Raw genomic sequence first — 17,398 nt, 5'->3', positions numbered from 1 at the left:
ATGCTTACGAATCAGGTTTATAACATTAACTTAAAGGTGTGTAATTGTTTAAAATATATTTCAAATGGTATTTATTTGTTAAATTAGTTCCATGAAAAATAATTTTAATTGGCTTCGATTACTTTTCTCAACATTAGTGATTTTTTCCCATTCATTTGACCTAACCGGAAATTCAGATTTCCTTTTTGATTTGACAAAGACAACTTCATTAGGAGCAATTGCAGTAGCATTTTTCTTTGTTTTAAGTGGTTACCTAATTTTTCAAAGTGTTGAAAATTCTAAGAGCCTTTTCGATTATTTTTGGAAAAGATCACTAAGACTTTTCCCTGCATTATTAGTTATGCTTTGTTTTTCAATGGGGGTAATGGTTTTACTAAATTATAAAGTGGTTTTTCAAAAAGATTTTTGGTATTATTTACCAAATAATTTAAGTCTGTATAACGTTCAATACAATGTCCCGGGTATGTTTGTAAACAACCCTTATCCCAACGCTACAAATAGCAGTCTTTGGTCATTGGCCTACGAGTTTAGCATGTACATAGTTATAAGTTTTTTGTTTTTTATTAAATCGTCAATAACTAAAAGAAACTTGTTAATACTTGGTTTTCTAATAAGTGTATGTCTTACAGCGTTTAACCCTAATTACCTAAGCTCTTTTTTCAATACAATTAATCTGGAATCTATTCTGTTTTACAAGCTTTCTGCATTGTTCTTTGGCGGGGCATTAATGAATTTTGTAAAATTCAGATTCAATTGGCTTCTGTTTGTCATACTATTAGTTTCCTTAGCCATTAGCTTTTATTTTGGTGTATTTCATATAACCTCATCCTTTATATTCCCGTTATTAATTATTCCTTTAGGTGAAGATTATTTTCAATCATTTCAACTTCCAAAAAAGTTAGGAGATATATCATATGGCGTCTATATTTATGCCTTTTTTATCCAACAAGTTTTTATGAGCTTTTTGAATTTGTCTCCTATTTTATTGTTTACTTTATCAACAATTGTAACTTACATCTTATCTTATTTTTCATGGCATTTTGTAGAGAAAAAGATGAAACGATTTAAAACCATTTATAGTCCGCAATTACAGTCCCAGTAAGATATATTTTAAGGGCTATCTTTTATAATAACATAAAACCACCATTAATTCTGAAAGTATTTACTTTCCTATACCTGTATATTAAATATTTCCAAAACAACTCATTGATCATAATTCGTTCTTTATGAGTTTTGAAATCGGAACTATGATTCGTATTTTTGTTTGAAAGTTTTTTATAAAACATTTGAATCCAATATTACTATGAACATGAATATTTTGAATTATTACAGGAGTATATCCGCTTTTATGCTATTAGGTCCTTTATGTTTTGGACAATATCAATTTGAAGTTAAAGAGGCATCCAAAAATTATAATGCTATCATTCATATAGACAATTGTTTCGATGACCAATGTATGGATAAAGGAACTGTTGAGGTATTTGATAATAAAAACAGTAAAGTGCAGAGCTTTACATCAGATAATCTGGTTTTAAAACTTGGAAAAGGACAGAGACTGGAGCGTGGAAAAGTAATAGCCCTAACAAATGAACAAAGCCCTGTGATTTTTGGTGACTTTAATTTTGACGGAACCGAAGATCTGGCGATAAGAAATGGAAATATGGGGAATTACAGTTCAGCATCTTATGATGTATATGTATTCAATAGTACCAGAATGTCGTTTGTAAAAAGTAAAGAACTTACAGAGTTGGGATCAGATAATTTTGATTTTTTTGAAACAGATCCGGTTCGTAAACGCCTTATTGCCTTTGGAAAATCCGGATGTTGTAATTTTTTTACTACAGAATATGAAGTCATTCCAAATAAAGGACTCGATAAAGTGCTTGAAAAAGAAGAAGACGAAAGCGAAGATGGCTATGTGAAAGTTATCATCAAAGAAAAAAAGAATAATAAGTGGACTACCAGAACCAAGGTATATCCATCAGATCAATATAATAGAGGAAAGTAAAATGAAAATCCAGAAAGAAATCGATTTTATCCTGGCTGTTGATGCCCTGAAAAATGTACAGAGAAGAAATTACAATGCAGATGATTCCAGAAGAGAGAATACAGCAGAACACTCCTGGCAGATCATTATTCTGGCCCAAATCCTTTATCCCTATGCTAAAAACCGTATGGATATTGATTTGTTGAGAGTGATAAGAATGCTTTCCATTCATGACCTTGTCGAAATTGAAGCGGGTGATACTTTTCTTTTCGACGAAGCTGCTATGGTTGGAAAGTTTGAAAGAGAAAAGATGTCTGCACAGAAAATTTTCGGAATTCTGGATGAGCCTTTACGGTCGGAATTCTTTAATCTATGGCTTGAGTTTGAGGAAGAGGCAACTCCGGATGCCATTTTTGCCTGTTCTATTGACAGGATTATGCCTTTTATTCTGAATTCCTATACTTCAGGAAAAAGCTGGACAGAGGCTGGGGTTACCGAAAAGCAGATCAGAAATATGCTTGAAAATGCCATTACCAGAGCTTCGGATGAAATGGGAGAGGCCTTTGAACTGTTACTGAGGAAAGGTCTGGAAACGGAAAAAGTTTTAAAATAAATAGTATGAAAAGTTTCGGGCGGCCAAAGGCCGCCCGAAACTTTTATTTATAAGATCTGGATTGGTTTCTTGAATTCATCAATTGCTACAAAAGTAAAGTCTCCCACAATTGCTTTTTCTCTTTCGTAAGAGTACATTTGTTCTGTGTAGATCTCAACACTTACTTTCATACTGGTTTTTCCAACATATGAAACTTTTCCGATCAGTTCTACAATTGTTCCTGCAGGAATTGGTTTTTTAAAATCGATTTTGTCACTGCTTACTGTTACCACTCTTTTTCTTGCGAAACGGGTCGCAGCAATAAAGGCTACTTCATCCATAAGCTGCATGGCTGTACCTCCGAAAAGAGTATCGTAATGATTGGTTGTGTTAGGGAAAACCGCTTTAAAGATTCTGGTTTCTGCAGCTTCAATTCTTTCTTCTGTAGTCATATTTCATTATTAATTAAGGCGAAATGAAATCGTATCAAAACAACAGAATAATGACAGGAACGTTGGAGGCCCCTGAAAGAATCCATCAGATCAATAAAACTTCAAATCGCGAAAGTTTCTTGTTTAAGAAATCGGCAGGTCTCCTGACTTGTAACATCTTTTATCTCCTTCCCATGCCTCGCACAGTGGATCTTTTGATAAAGATTTCAGTTACTTACAGTTGCGCGACAGTCCGTGATTTTCACACGGTTCCCTTTTAATCTGCGGTTATGCAGAACCAGTTTCTATGATGAATAAGCGTAAAACTTTTTCGGCTGCAAAATTAATGAATTTATTCCGGATTATGATAAATAATCTGGCTGATTACTCTTCCCTTCTTGATAGTCCATAGGGTTGTATATCTGTTTTCGCCGGAACCATTGATCATGTAAAGGAAAATGTTGTCATTGTCCAGAGAAGTTACTCCAATATTGTTGAAATCCATGGTAGGCTGGAACATATTTTTGATGGCTTCTCTCACGAAAACAGAACCTCTTCCAGGTTGTTGAAGTCTGATTGATTTAATCTCCGTCATTCCTTCAGGAAGATCATTTCCAATTCCCCATGGTTTTACTTTATCAATGGTAAGAAGCTTTCCTTCGGCATCTTTTTCCTTTTTACGGTAACTGGCATTAGATGGATATATGTCAATCACCACTTTACTTCTCTGGGCAGTAGGAATTTTAGGGTCAGAATTATCTGTAAAGATCAGTGATTTTCCGTTTTTAGATTTAGAAGGTGTATAGGCGGGAAGCTGATCAACAAAGGCAATACGCTCTTTGTTCACCATTCCTTCTTTGTCAAGGGTTTCATAGCGTACAAAAGGTTTGTCATCGTCCTGCTTTTCAGGATATTTGATCCAGATCCATTCCGTTTCTCCGGGAGCAGGCTTTACATAAACAAAAACATCCCCTTTGCGCATGCGGATCTTATCTACAATTTTCCTGTAATTATCCTTATGCACACGAACATTGGCATAGCCTTCTTCAGCTTTTACAACACCAAAAGGAACTTTATTCTGTCCTTTGACGAAGGCTAAAGAAAAAAAACTGAAAGCAGACAGGTACAATGTCTTGTTTACTGAAATCATCTTAACAAATTTTAGATCCCCAAATATATAAATTAAATGTTTTTTGGATGGGTAAAATAAAAAGGTATTTATTGAAATTACCAATACCCTCTAAATAATTTATAAAATTCTTCATCAGGAATATGGTACTTATCATTCTCCAGTACCCATTCCAGGGATTCTTTGCTAAGGTTTAGTCTGTCATAGGCTTTAGTTTTCAAATATTTTTGTTGTTCATTAGTGATACTGTATATTATTTGCCCTGTTTTATCATCTACCAATATTGTTATCTCTTTCGTCGTTCTGTCTTCTGGATGTGGATTGAGAAAGATGTACCAATAGGAATGAATATCATTAAAAGCTCTAGTGATACCTATATTAGGAAAGCCGTATGAATCTCCTATAGCCAGAAGGTCATAAAAACTCATTCTGAAATGAGAGTCATGGTCTATTTTCTTTTGTAATGTACCATCTTCAGAATAGGCATACCATATCCCTACCGGATAGCCGGAAGCTTTTACTCCATATCCAAAATGTCTTATGGTATGAATTAAGCCATTTTTATAGAAGTCAATTTGGGTCTGAATTGCGTTAGAGAATTGCTGGGTATAACCTGAATTTTCAGTTGTTCTTGTATACTTTTGTGTATCTCTTTTACCTGTCATAATAGAGCTGATTATTCCGTCCTTGAATTCATAAGAGGTTAATGGAATAAGGCTGTCAGCTTTGTCTTTCAATTCTACACTATGTGTATTGGTGTCTTGATTATAGGTTGCGGTGTAAAATATCCCATTGACAGGCTGCTTTTGTTTGGCATAGGAAACCAGGGTCTCATAAGTAGGTGTAATTAGGTTTTCCTTTGAAATATCATCAATTTTTATCGTACTGAATTTTTGTGCAGGATTTGGTGTTTTCTGCTGGGCATTCACAAAAGACGAAATACTGAAAATCCCAATTAAAAATACTGAGCGATAGATCTTGTACATGTTAGAATAATGGTTTTATCTACAAATCTTGTGTTAAGATTCTGACCTCTGATTTGACGAGTCATAAATAGCCTTCGGATCATTTTTAAGATAATAGGAAAAGACCCCGAAGAAAAGAAGCACGAGCAGGAACAACGCTCCACATACATAAAAGGCAGTCCCAAAACCATAGCTGATGGTGACGCCGCCGCCTAATCCCATTCCAACTTTATTATTTCCAAGACCTTCCATCTTGGATTGGAATGTTAAATAGAAAGTTAATAAAGAGATAAGACCCAACAGGGAAATGGCAATATGATAGATATATTTTTTCTTAATACTTTTTATCAGATGAATGACAATTCCTGCAATGGCAGCTAAAAAAGCAAGAATGATAAACGGACTTGGGGGAATATTCTCTTTGTTATTTTTATCATTGGAAGCATTAAGTGGTGAATACTCGCTGTTAGCATTTGACGATGAGTCATCAGAATCATTTCCAAAAGCGGACCCAAAGGGAGCGTTTTTTTTCAAATTCTCCTTCATACGATCATTCATTGCTTGCTTGGAAACACCTGTTACCAAATCTGTTCCCTTAATAGACATTAAGGTGGTATCACCACACTTTATCAGGAAAAAAGGAAAGAAAAAACATAGAATAATGACGGTGTAACTTGGTATTGGAATAAGGTCTGATAATACTTTTAATGGCTTCATAATTATTGTTTTTTGTTAAAAATAAGAAATTCTCATGAGAATATACAAAAGAAAAGAGAGCATCCTCAGACACTCTCTTCCATTATTGTATTCAGTTAATTTTCAAACTCTCAAATTGATCCATTTTCAAATGGATTAAATTCTCTCTAGTTCATCTGCATCAATTGTCGTTTTGAAAGTTCCGTAATTGACAATCACTTTATTTCTGGAGATTTTCTCAATCGTTCCTACGCTGGTACTTCCGGTAATTCGGACACGCTGCCCTATTTTCATCCATATTTCGCGGTCACTCTTGCGTTTTTCTTCCAGTTTTTCGTTGGTTTCAGCAATTTTTTCAATTACTTCTTCCTTTTTAAGCTGTTGGGTGATCTTTCTCTTAACCACCTGAAGACGTTTGGATTCATCCTTATCAGCACCAATCTTTCTGAATTTTTCCTGTTCGAGCAATTTCACAAAGTCCTTCACCACATCTTTTCTGGATTTTCCTTTTGTATAGCTGTCAATGAACGTTTCAATCTTGTTTCCGAATTGAAGCTTACGGTGTTCCTCTTCGTAAAGTTTCTGGAAATTGAATAGTTTCTGCTGAAGCTGGTCATTCAGTTTCTGAAGATTATCACGCTTGTCTTCTACAGATTCTTTTCTTTCTGCAAGATCCGATTTCAGTTTTTCAACCTCAAATTTCTCCTGTTGAAGCTTTACAATCGTTTTATCAAGATTCACAATGTCATGTTCTACCTTTTTCTTAGCAGAATGAATGATGAACCTTGGGATTTTATTCTTTTCAGCCACTTCAAAAGTAAAAGAACTTCCTGCCTGTCCAACTTCCAGTTTATACATGGGTTCCAGGGTTTCTTCATTGAAAAGCATTGCCGCGTTCTGAGCATTCGGAAGCTGTTCTATAACCAATTTAATATTGGTATAATGGGTTGTAATGATTGCAAAACTTTTCTTATCATAGAAAAATTCCATAAAACTTTCAGCCAAAGCACCTCCCAATTCAGGATCAGAACCCGTTCCAAACTCATCAATCAGTAAAAGTGTATTCGCATCAGCCTCACGGATGATTCCGGACATTTTCTTTAATCTTGATGAATAAGTGGATAGATGGTTTTCAATAGATTGATTATCACCTATATCAGTCATGATCTTTTCAAAGAAAAACATTTCGGACTTTGGATGAACAGGGACCAGAATCCCACTTTGAATCATCAATTGCAGCAAGCCTACAGTCTTTAATGTAATTGATTTTCCACCAGCATTAGGTCCGGAAATACATATAATTCTATTATGATCCGTTAAAGCCAGGGTTTGTGGGTGAATTGTTTTGTTCTCTACCTTATTTCTCAACCATAATAATGGATGGAAAGCATCCTTCAGTCTCAATGTTCTATGACGGTTGATCTTTGGAAGAACACCGTTGATAAGCTCAGCAAACTTAGCTTTAGCCATTACCAGGTCAAGATCAAAAATATACACCTGATATCTCCAAAGTTGAGGCTGGAATTCTGCCAGTTCAGCAGTAAGCGTTCTTAAAACTTTATCAATCTCTTTTTTCTCTTCCTCTTCATTTTCACGAAGTTTGAAATAATGTTTTACAACACTGTCCGGCTGGATATAGGTGATAGAACCGGTTTTTGAAATGCCCAGGGTTCTGCCCGGAACTCTTTTCTTAAATCCTGATTTTACCGCCAACACCCTTTGGTCGTCAATAATTGTTTCCCTTATATCATCCAAAAAATCACTCTGTCCATACGTAGTCAGAGCACGGTTAAAGTTTTCCTGAATCGCTTTTTTAGCATGCTGGATCTCAGTTCTTATCCCTTTTAAAGCTGGGGATGCCTCACTTTTTACCTCACCAAAACGGTTGAATACCTTATCTACTTTGTCGATGATCTCTTTTCTGAATTCCAGGACAGAAACCTCTTCCAATAAAGTAGGAAACGTTTCCGGCATAGTAGGGAAGAACTTCTGTAATCTTCCGATCTGTTCCGTGATGGTTTTTATTTTAATGAAAGCACTGTTTTCCAGACGGTAGTTCTCAATCAGCATCAGTTTCAGCTCACTTTCAATATCTTCATACTCATCAAACGGAATTGCATTTGAACTTTCAAAACTCGACAGATATTCTGATGTTTTTTTCAATGAAAGTTCCGCCTCGTCAATTTCCATCGGACGAAGTTGAAGAATTTTTTCTCTTGTTTTCGGAGAATACGCAAATGGGGAAATTTCCGCGAGCAATTGCGGAAACTCTAATTCGTCTAAATCTTCTTTATCTATATACACAGTGCAAATTTAGTGAGAATTTTGATTATTACGTATATTTGAGTGATTTACAAAATAGATTGATGGAAGAATTATTCCTTATTCTGTATTTCTTTTCAAAGATTTAATGATAATTTTTAATGAAAATATGAAACTGGAAACAGAAAGACTGGTCTTAAAAGAGATCCATGAAGGTCATATAGAGGATATTCTTCGAATCAGAAGTAATGAGATTATCAACCAATATGTGAAAAGGAATTATCCAAAAACCAACTATGATGCTTTGGAATTTATCCTGCATATTAAGAGGAAAACTCAAAATAAAGAGATTGTTTTCTGGGGAATTTCATATAAAGACACTCCCAATCTCATCGGAACTATTTGTTTATGGAAATTTTCGGAGGACAGAGAAACAGCTGAGGTTGGTTATGAACTATTACCAGAATATCATCGAAAAGGACTTATGTCCGAAGCTCTAAATGCTGTTTTAAATTATGGATATAATGAATTGCAATTGCTGGAAGTTTTAGCCATCACAAGCAGATTCAATGAAAATTCTAAACAGCTTCTTTTAAAATATCATTTTACCCTTGAAGAAGATCAAAAAGACGAAGATAATCCCGACAATATTATTTTTAGCTTAAAAAGAGACTAAACATTCAATCCATCAGTTTTTTTTCTATCTTTAGCCTCAAACAGATTGAGAGTATACACAATATATGAAAAATGAAATAAAGTCCTTAACCGGGTTAAGGGGAATTGTAGCATTATGGGTCACTTTTTTTCATTTTAGTCATTTTAAGACGGATCTTATTCAGACTGTTGTTAAGAAAGGCTATGTTGCGGTAGATATCTTTTTTGTCTTAAGCGCATTTTTACTGGCAATTTCTTATGCTGATAAATTTAAAACCTTAAATTTTAGCGCGGTACAGAAGTTTTATAAGAAAAGAGTAAACAGGATTTATCCGGTCTATATTGTATCTGTTATTTTTATTGCTCTATTTCTGATTGAAACTTCAAAAACCAAATTTTTAGTTAATGCCGCTTTATTACAGTGTTTTTTTAATCCCAATTATTCATTAGGTACGGTCTATTGGTCATTAAGCACAGAATGGATTTGTTATCTGATATTTCCTTTTCTGCTTTTCTTCATCGTTCGGTATAAAATACGCAGTGAAATATTGATTATTTCAGGCTTGGTTTTAAGAGTGATTCTCCCATATCTTCCTGATCAACTATATTTAGGCTCAGACATGCGGATGCAGATGATTAAATCTTCAGACTATCTTGATATTACTTATGGTTTAAATTCTTTGGTACGAACAGTATCATCTTACCTGTTGGGAATAGGGGCTGCTTTTTTAGCAGGTACCGGATTGCGAAAAAAAATAGTTATTTATATTGTATTAATTCTTTCTCTGTTATTACTATACACAGAAAAAGGACTCTTCTTTATCCCATTATTATCAGCAATTATGATTAAACAGTTATATGATGGTGAAGATAATATGATCAAAAGGTTTTTAGGAAGTGGGGTGGTATATTTTCTGGGGAATATTTCTTATTCACTGTATATTATTCATTATATCGTCCTGAGAGAGAGATTGGTATTTCTTTCCTCTGAGCTTCTGAATAGCTTTCTATTGATAGGTTTATCTATTGTTTTATCTTATTTTTCCTATATTTTAATTGAAAGAAAAGTGAAGATATTTAAAGTCTGAATTATGCTTTTATTTTAATATTAATTACTTTTGCAATATGACCTGGACAGAAATTTTAGCCCCGATAAAAAGCACTGAATACTTTACAACCCTTTGGGGAAAAGTAAAGAACGAATATGCAACCACCAAAGTTTTTCCTCCTAAAAATCAAATCTTCAGAGCGTTGGAACTGACCCCGTTTGAGGATGTTGAGGTAGTGATTATTGGTCAGGATCCTTATCATAACGATTATCAGGCTAATGGGTTGTGTTTTTCTGTTTCTGAGCAGGTTACAGCGCCGCCATCCCTTAAAAATATTTTTATCGAACTAAAAGATGATCTTGGAGTGATAAGAACTTCCAAAGAATTAGATGACTGGGGGAAACAGGGGGTTCTTTTGCTAAATGCAACATTAACGGTACGGGCACATACCCCAAATTCTCATAAAGATCTTGGTTGGGAACAATTTACCAACTTTATCATCAAGGAAATTTCAGATAAAAAAGAAAATGTAGTCTTCGTATTATGGGGTGCTTTTGCACAGAAAAAAGCCGAACTCATTGATCCGGCTAAGCATTTTATATTGAAATCGGCACATCCGTCACCGTTTTCTGTTTATAGAGGATTCTTCGGAAGCAAGCCTTTCTCAAAAATTAATGAATATCTTGTTTCCAAAGGGAAAAAGCCTATTTCGTGGTAGTGCCAGATGAAGCCCCGGCTTTTTTAATACTGACTCCTATTTTATATTTTCCATTTAATGCTGTAGCTCCTTCTGATTTAGGATATGGAGTTACCTCTTGTAAAGTAATAGTATAACCGTTGAAATCTGCCGATTGGCGATAGTTTCGATTGGGAAAGTCCATGCTTGCAAGGTTCAAAAGTACAGGTCGGGTAGAGGTTCCCATGACTTCTACTTGTGCAAGAGCCACTCCGGCCCAGATACAATTTACTCCTTCAGGGCAACGGCTGTCTTCAGAAACCCCTTTGAAAGTAATATTCATCTGATATTCTTTCAGGAATTTATTTTCTCCTTCATTCAGGTAAATGAGATCATTCTTCTGATCATTAGACTTTGTATTGGTTGTCATTTCAGGGGCTTTTGTGTCTGCTTTTGTTTTCTTTTGGGCATCGCATCCCGTTAATGCGAAAATTCCCAGGCTAAGTATGAGGGCTTTATGGAACATGATTTTTTCTTTTTTTGAGTTAAATAATATCAAACATATTAAGAAGTACTACCAAAAACATTGCCACACCTACTACGAAACTAAAGCCGGTGCCGTAGATAAAACCGATTAAAGCCCCTTTAGTAGATTGTAAAGCTTTGTTCATATCCTTGCTGTCATGAAGCATTTCACCAATAAATACGCCTGCAAACATTCCAACCAGAAAGCCTAACGGAATCGGAATGAATATTCCCACAATAGTTCCTATTACAGAACCAATGCTTCCCCAACGTGTTCCGCCATATTTTCTGTTGGTTCTTGCGGGAATCACATAGCTTAAAACCACAGAGGCAGCTGTGAGGATTCCGAAAGCCCAAACATAGAGCATGGGAAGATCAGCATCTGTCCCGAATTTGTAGATCAGTAAACCGCAAATACTTAATAAAAGTCCTGGTAAAACAGGGAGAAATGTTCCCAATATTCCGACAAACAATAAAACAAGACAGAGAATATTAATGACAGTTGTATCCATTCTTTAAAATATAAACGAAGATATGAAACCTGAGTGATTCAACAAATAGGCCTGATTATGAAAATACAGGAGTTTCCTGAGTGGTATAAAGAAATTTTACTACCGTTTTGAAATTTGGGATGAAAATTGATTGTGAATAGTAACATCATCATCCTTAATTTTATAAATTTGCTGTAATGAAAGATGACCTACAGGATACCAAGAACTATTTGCAGGAAATAAGCGAACAGTTATACATTTATATTACTCAGATCTCACCCTCTGGGTTAGATTGGATTATTCATATCATTGTAAAGCTGGCGCTGCTTTGTGCGGTATTCTTAATTGTAGACTTTGTTTTTAAATTTGTTATCAATTTTATTTTCCGCCTTTTTCACAACGAAGAAAAATTTCCGGTCCTTAAATCCATCTATCAATCCAAAATTACCAATTCGGTCGCTCATTTTGCCGCGCTGACTATTGTTGGTGGAATCCAAGGCTCTATTTTCCCAGAAGGAGCATTGCCCAAAACAACAATTTTCATCATACGATGTGTTAATCTGGGATTAGTAATGATTCTTGCAGGCATGCTATACAGATCATTAACAGCATTGAGAAATTACTTTTCTATCAAGCAGGATTTCTATAAAATTATGGCATTAAATGCCATTTCAGAAACCGTAAAAATCCTTGGACTCTTTGTGTTTACGGTTGTAGGTATTTGTGTGGTCTTCGGGATCAAAGGAACAACCATTGTAGGAAGTTTGGGAGCTATTACAGCTGTTTTGGTACTCGTTTTCAGGGATACGATCTTAGGGTTTGTAACGGGGATTCATGTAGCAACTTCCAAGAATATGAAAGTGGGAGACTGGATCAGCATTCCCAAATACAGTATAGAAGGCAATATTACAGAGATCAGCCTTCTGACTACAAAAATTACCAATTTTGATAAAACGGTTTCTACCATTCCTACCTATGATTTCCTGACTACGGAGATCAAAAACATGCAGATCATGTCCGAATCCAATAACAGGAGAATTAAGAAATCTATTTATTTTAATATCAATTCCTTTAAGTTTCTTACGGATGAGGATATTGAACGGTTAAAAGAAATTAATCTTATTGCAGATTATCTTGAACAAAAAAGAGTGGAAATCAGGAGAGAAAAAGAGAGCCTGAGCAATAATGACAAGACTATTAACGGAAGGCAGCTTACCAATATTGGAGTTTTCAGATATTATGCACAGAGATATATAGAAAATGATCCAGATATTGAAAAAAATGCAACAAGAATGGTTCGTCAGCTGGAAATTACTCCGCAAGGTCTTCCGCTTGAAGTGTATTGTTTTGCGAATGATTCTAAATGGGAACATTTCGAGCAGATTCAGGCTGATATTTTCGATCATTTACTCGTGGCCTCCAAAGAGTTTGAACTTCAGGTAATGCAGGTAAGTATTAAAGTATAAAAACAGGAAATTTAACTGTTCTCAAAAAAACAATTTTAAATGATAAAGAAATTAGAACGCCAAGAAGAAGTAATAGGTCCGGGTAACCTCCAGGCTTCCATCTTCCACCTTCTAACTTCTGCTATCTAACATCTAAATATAAAAATGACAAAACTAAGCGTAAACATCAATAAGATTGCGACATTAAGAAATGCAAGAGGAGGTGAAACACCAAGTGTGACAGAGGCTGCTATAAAAATTCAGGAATTCGGAGGTCAGGGAATTACGATTCACCCAAGACCGGATGAAAGGCACATTACAAGAAAAGATGTCTATGATTTGAAACCATTGGTGACGACTGAGTTTAATATCGAAGGAAATCCACATCAGTCTTTTATTGATATGGTATTGGATGTGAAGCCTGAACAAGTAACTCTGGTTCCGGATGCCGATGATGCCATTACTTCCAATGCAGGTTGGGATACTAAAAGACACCTTGATTATCTTACTGAGATTATTGCAGAATTTAAGAATGCAGGCATCCGTACCTCTATCTTTCTTGATCCTTTACCTGAGTTGGTAGAGTATGCTGCAAAGACTGGAGCAGACAGAATTGAACTTTATACAGAAGCCTATGCAAAAAACTATCTGTCTAATAAAGAACAGGCGATCAAACCTTATTATGATACTGCCGTTGTAGCTAATGAATTCGGTTTGGGGATCAATGCCGGTCACGATCTAAGCTTAGAGAATCTGAAATATTTTGCAGATACTATTCCTAACTTATTAGAAGTATCCATCGGACATGCTTTGGTTTCTGAAGCATTATATATGGGCTTGGAAAATACAGTTCAGTCTTATTTGAAGAGATTGGCAACATGGTAATAATGAATACAAGATACCAGACATCGGAAGGCAGACCTTAGTAGTATGTGATGCTACTGGAATTATCTGGAATCTGTATCTGAAATCTATTATTTAAAGAAAATATGGAAATCTTAAACTCAAAAATATTTGGCGAAGGTTCTAGCGCTACGCCGCTTTTAGTATTCCATGGGCTATTTGGAATGCTTGATAACTGGGGAAGTTTCGGGAAAGACCTTGGAGAATATCTTCCCGTGCATCTTATTGATCTCAGAAACCACGGAAGAAGTTTTCATTCCGATGATATGTCCCATGATGATTTGGCAGATGACATAGTTCGTTATATGGAACATTATGGCATTCAGAAGGCTCATGTTTTAGGCCATTCTTTAGGCGGGAAAGCAGTGATGCAGTTTGCTATAAAGTATCCCGGAAAAGTAGAGAAGCTGATCGTTGTAGATATTTCACCAAAAGCTTATCCACCCCATCATCAGGGAATCATCAAAGCTCTGGAAACGGTAGATTTTAATACGGTAGGTTCAAGAAATGATGTGGAGGCTGTGTTGAATCAGTACATTCCTGAAAAATCAACAATACAGTTTTTAACAAAGAATCTATACTGGGATGATAATAAAAAGCTGAACTGGAGATTCAATCTTAAAACCTTGTCTGAGAAGTATAATGAATTCGTATCCAATGCTGTTAAATTTGGTGTTTTTGAAGGAGAAGCTTTATTTATAGCAGGAGAGAAGTCTAACTATATTCTTCCACAGGATGAATATGGAATCAAACAGCAATTTCCAAAAGCGAAGATTATAACCATTAAGAATGCAGGGCATTGGGTTCAGGCTGAAAACCCTGTTGATTTTGCTATAGTTGTTAAGCAATTTCTTGGTTTGAATTAAAAATATACTTTATGCTTTGATAATATGTTAAAATTATCTTAAAGTGTTTATTTATTTCTCCATGAGTTGAAATTTTTGTACATTCGATTATCAAATAAACAAACATATTAACTTATGGAAAACAAAAACTCAAAAAAGAAACCGTTTTTCGCGTCATTTCTTGAAAAACAACTTAAAGATCCGGAAACAGTAAAAGGAGGAACGAATATCACAATTCCAGAAAGGGATGTTATTACAAAGCCGATTATCGATGATGTAACTTCTAAGTTAAACGATATGGAGCATACTATGAAATATCCTTCTGATGGTGATGATGATGCCGCTCAGCTATAAAATGATTATTTTACAGTAACATATTAACAAAATTGTAACAAAGGGGGAAACTTAACAGGTTAAGTTTCCCTTTTTAATAACAACGGCAAATGATTCTCTGTATTACCCACTCACAGGATTTCTATACTATTGATCGTTTCTTTCAACACCTTTCATCTAAAAATATTCCATATTTCAGGCTGAATTCTGACCAATTGAACCATTTTCAGAAGATCAGCATCAATGAGAATTCATTTGAGATAGCGGATGAGGATGGGAACTCTATCCATTCTGATGATATTACAGGAGTATGGCATAGAAAAGCATGGCAGATCAGCGTTCCGGAAGAACTGGATCAGGAATATGAAAAAATCTTTCGAAATGAATATGCAAGTCTCCGTTACAATCTGTTTACCCAACTGGAGCATCTTCCATGGATCAATCCTTACGAGAATGAAAAGAAAATAGACGGGAATAAAATGCTTCAGCTAAAAATAGCTCAGCGAAATAACTTGACCACTCCACCAACCCTTTTTTCTAATGATGAAGAAAAAGTAAAAGCTTTTTTTGACCAGCATTGTTCAGGAAAAGCAATTGCTAAACTTCATGGGGTAACCCGCAAAACAATGAGTGGTGAAAATTTGGTCTCCACAATGGTGATTGAACGGGATACATTGGAGAACCTTTCAGATATTATCTATTGTCCTATGATTTTCCAGCCCTATATTGATAAAGAATATGAATTGAGGATTATGTATGTAGATGGAGCGTTTTTTACAGGAAAGATCAATAACAGTGAAAATGCAGATTGGAGAGTAAGTCACGAAGGCTATTTTTGGATCGCTTATGAATTGCCTGATGAGATCAAAACAAATCTGATTTCGATGATGAAGGAAATGGGATTGTATACAGGCGCTATTGACATGATCCGGGGAAAAGATGGAAAATATTATTTCCTCGAAGTTAATCCACAGGGAGAGTGGGGAATGCTTGAAAAAGAACTAAGGTTTCCCATAGCAGAAAGAATTGCTGATAATCTTATTAAAAGAATTAATATCCATGAATAAAATCTTAATTATAACACATACTGCAGATAATTTTTCCATTGAAAAAGTAACGGAATATATCAAAGAAAACGATTGCGAGGTTATTCGCTTTGATGTTGACCTATATCCTTTACATAATAAACTGTCCACTGTTTTTCAGGACGGAGCATGGGTGACATTTCTTGAAACCTCTGAAAAAAAATACCGTTTGAATGATATTTCAGCAGTCTGGTACCGCCGGGCTTACAATATAGGAAAAGGACTAAAGGAGGAAATGGATCCTAAGTTTTATAGTGCAGCAATGGGAGAGATCCGCAATACATTATTCGGATTCTTTGAATCTATTGATGTGTATGCATTAGGAAAACCAAGTGTTTATAGAAGGTTGGACAGTAAGGAAGAACAATTGAAAATCGCTCAGAAAATCGGACTTACCATTCCGGAAACCTGTCTGACGAATAATCCTGAAGAAGCCAAACAGTTTATTCTGAAGCATCAGAATGTAGTAGCCAAAATGCAAACAGGCTTTGCCATCTATGAAAACGGAGTGGAAAATGTGGTCTTCACTAATATTGTGAGTGAAGATAAACTTGAAGAACTGGATTCACTGCTATACTGTCCAATGCAGTTCCAGAAAATGATCCAGAAGAAAAAAGAACTTCGGGTTACCATTGTAGGAAGAGATGTGTATGCTTTTGAAGTGGATTCTCAGCAGTTTGAAGATGCTAAAGTGGACTGGAGAAAAGATGGAGTTAATCTGCTGGATAAATGGACACAGACGGAACTTCCCACTGATGTTAAAGAAAAGCTTCTGGAGCTTCTTGATATTTACAATGTAGACTATGGAGCAATAGATATTATCGTTTCTCCTGAAGATGAATATTATTTCATCGAAATCAATGCTGCGGGAGAATTTTTCTGGCTGGATAATCTTACCGAAGCAAACCTTATCTCTAAAAGTATTGCAGATGTTCTTTGTGACAAAGCTCCAAGAAGAGATAATGTGGTAATGGTATAAATGATTAACTTTTTATATAGTAGTCCTGGAAGTTTTTGAATGCTTTCAGGGCTTTTTATTTAATGTGTGTAGGTCTCACCCCATCAAAATTCTTTGACTTTTTGTGACCTCTACATAAGAAAGGAATATTTCACGTCTTCAACAGAAATATTCGTGAAAATCGGAAATTTTCACAAAGCTTAAGGGTACTGCTTATGCACAAAGTTGATAACTTACATTTCTTAGTGTTCAAAAAAAATTGTGTATTTTGTGGTTAAAATAATAAGGTTCTCTTTTTTAGTTTCAAATTTTGTGATTTTCAGAATGATAATATTGGTTAAATAAAGTTGAATTTTGCTTTAAAAATCGCAA

19 protein-coding genes and 1 riboswitch are annotated in these 17,398 nt (G+C 35.2%); of the genes, 12 read left to right on the top strand and 7 right to left on the bottom strand.

Features of this window, described 5'->3' with window-relative positions:
• Positions 1-91 precede the first annotated feature (91 nt).
• From NBX25_RS16455 to NBX25_RS16445, 3 genes are all read left to right on the top strand, one after another.
• Positions 92-1,102 (top strand): acyltransferase family protein, encoded by a 1,011-nt coding sequence (locus tag NBX25_RS16455; protein ID WP_250254407.1) that lies wholly within the window; start codon positions 92-94, stop codon positions 1,100-1,102.
• A 207-nt stretch (positions 1,103-1,309) separates the two neighbouring features.
• On the top strand, positions 1,310-2,008 hold the full coding sequence (locus NBX25_RS16450; RefSeq protein WP_164464461.1) for an XAC2610-related protein: 699 nt from the start codon (positions 1,310-1,312) through the stop codon (positions 2,006-2,008).
• 1 nt (position 2,009) lies between these two features.
• Positions 2,010-2,600, top strand: a complete 591-nt coding sequence (locus NBX25_RS16445; RefSeq protein ID WP_123910679.1) for an HD domain-containing protein — start codon at positions 2,010-2,012, stop codon at positions 2,598-2,600.
• Positions 2,601-2,647: 47 nt separating this feature from the next.
• Here the strand turns inward: NBX25_RS16445 and NBX25_RS16440 are convergent, their stop codons facing one another.
• From NBX25_RS16440 to NBX25_RS16420, 5 genes are all read right to left on the bottom strand, one after another.
• Positions 2,648-3,031: an acyl-CoA thioesterase gene (locus tag NBX25_RS16440; RefSeq protein ID WP_047098292.1), complete on the bottom strand. Its 384-nt coding sequence runs from the start codon at positions 3,029-3,031 to the stop codon at positions 2,648-2,650.
• A 116-nt stretch (positions 3,032-3,147) separates the two neighbouring features.
• Positions 3,148-3,328, bottom strand: a riboswitch (cobalamin riboswitch).
• Between the two features lie 34 nt (positions 3,329-3,362).
• The gene (locus NBX25_RS16435; RefSeq protein ID WP_250254406.1) at positions 3,363-4,160 is read right to left on the bottom strand and encodes a hypothetical protein; all 798 of its coding nucleotides are present in this window, start codon (positions 4,158-4,160) and stop codon (positions 3,363-3,365) included.
• Positions 4,161-4,237: 77 nt separating this feature from the next.
• A complete protein-coding gene (locus tag NBX25_RS16430; protein WP_250254405.1) occupies positions 4,238-5,125 on the bottom strand; it encodes a hypothetical protein in 888 nt (295 codons plus the stop codon).
• A 33-nt stretch (positions 5,126-5,158) separates the two neighbouring features.
• A complete protein-coding gene (locus NBX25_RS16425; RefSeq protein WP_250254404.1) occupies positions 5,159-5,821 on the bottom strand; it encodes a hypothetical protein in 663 nt (220 codons plus the stop codon).
• 135 nt (positions 5,822-5,956) lie between these two features.
• Positions 5,957-8,104 (bottom strand): endonuclease MutS2, encoded by a 2,148-nt coding sequence (locus tag NBX25_RS16420; RefSeq protein ID WP_250254403.1) that lies wholly within the window; start codon positions 8,102-8,104, stop codon positions 5,957-5,959.
• A gap of 127 nt (positions 8,105-8,231) precedes the next feature.
• Between NBX25_RS16420 and NBX25_RS16415 the strand changes: the two genes are divergently transcribed.
• The 3 genes from NBX25_RS16415 to NBX25_RS16405 all read left to right on the top strand — a co-directional run bounded on the left by NBX25_RS16415 (position 8,232) and on the right by NBX25_RS16405 (position 10,483).
• Positions 8,232-8,738 (top strand): GNAT family N-acetyltransferase, encoded by a 507-nt coding sequence (locus NBX25_RS16415; RefSeq protein ID WP_250254402.1) that lies wholly within the window; start codon positions 8,232-8,234, stop codon positions 8,736-8,738.
• 64 nt (positions 8,739-8,802) lie between these two features.
• Positions 8,803-9,804, top strand: coding sequence for an acyltransferase family protein (locus tag NBX25_RS16410; RefSeq protein WP_123910685.1), 1,002 nt, complete (start codon positions 8,803-8,805; stop codon positions 9,802-9,804).
• A 37-nt stretch (positions 9,805-9,841) separates the two neighbouring features.
• Positions 9,842-10,483: a uracil-DNA glycosylase gene (locus NBX25_RS16405; RefSeq protein ID WP_123910686.1), complete on the top strand. Its 642-nt coding sequence runs from the start codon at positions 9,842-9,844 to the stop codon at positions 10,481-10,483.
• On the opposite strand, the gene NBX25_RS16400 is transcribed toward NBX25_RS16405, so the two are convergent.
• Together NBX25_RS16400 and NBX25_RS16395 are read right to left on the bottom strand one after the other, a co-directional pair.
• Positions 10,470-10,967, bottom strand: coding sequence for a hypothetical protein (locus tag NBX25_RS16400; protein WP_250254401.1), 498 nt, complete (start codon positions 10,965-10,967; stop codon positions 10,470-10,472). The two genes, NBX25_RS16405 and NBX25_RS16400, sit on opposite strands and share 14 nt — an antisense overlap.
• A gap of 19 nt (positions 10,968-10,986) precedes the next feature.
• Positions 10,987-11,478, bottom strand: a complete 492-nt coding sequence (locus tag NBX25_RS16395; RefSeq protein WP_123910688.1) for a DUF456 domain-containing protein — start codon at positions 11,476-11,478, stop codon at positions 10,987-10,989.
• A 176-nt stretch (positions 11,479-11,654) separates the two neighbouring features.
• Here NBX25_RS16395 and NBX25_RS16390 point away from each other — a divergent pair, with 176 nt between their 5' ends.
• The 6 genes from NBX25_RS16390 to NBX25_RS16365 all read left to right on the top strand — a co-directional run bounded on the left by NBX25_RS16390 (position 11,655) and on the right by NBX25_RS16365 (position 17,047).
• Entirely contained in the window at positions 11,655-12,923 is a 1,269-nt protein-coding gene (locus tag NBX25_RS16390) for a mechanosensitive ion channel family protein (protein WP_123910689.1), read from the top strand.
• A gap of 144 nt (positions 12,924-13,067) precedes the next feature.
• Positions 13,068-13,787 (top strand): pyridoxine 5'-phosphate synthase, encoded by a 720-nt coding sequence (locus tag NBX25_RS16385; RefSeq protein WP_123910690.1) that lies wholly within the window; start codon positions 13,068-13,070, stop codon positions 13,785-13,787.
• A gap of 104 nt (positions 13,788-13,891) precedes the next feature.
• Entirely contained in the window at positions 13,892-14,671 is a 780-nt protein-coding gene (locus tag NBX25_RS16380) for an alpha/beta fold hydrolase (protein ID WP_123910691.1), read from the top strand.
• A gap of 114 nt (positions 14,672-14,785) precedes the next feature.
• Complete coding sequence (locus NBX25_RS16375; RefSeq protein WP_123857120.1) at positions 14,786-15,004, top strand: microviridin/marinostatin family tricyclic proteinase inhibitor; 219 nt, start codon at positions 14,786-14,788, stop codon at positions 15,002-15,004.
• An 89-nt stretch (positions 15,005-15,093) separates the two neighbouring features.
• Entirely contained in the window at positions 15,094-16,050 is a 957-nt protein-coding gene (locus NBX25_RS16370; RefSeq protein WP_250254400.1) for an MvdC/MvdD family ATP grasp protein, read from the top strand.
• Positions 16,043-17,047: an MvdD family ATP-grasp ribosomal peptide maturase gene (locus NBX25_RS16365; protein ID WP_250254399.1), complete on the top strand. Its 1,005-nt coding sequence runs from the start codon at positions 16,043-16,045 to the stop codon at positions 17,045-17,047. Before NBX25_RS16370 ends, NBX25_RS16365 begins: the two co-directional genes overlap by 8 nt.
• Positions 17,048-17,398: the final 351 nt, after the last annotated feature.

It is taken from the genome of Chryseobacterium sp. Marseille-Q3244 (assembly GCF_940807095.1).
Lineage (GTDB): Bacteria > Bacteroidota > Bacteroidia > Flavobacteriales > Weeksellaceae > Chryseobacterium.
This window is presented reverse-complemented; position numbering and strand designations above follow the sequence as displayed.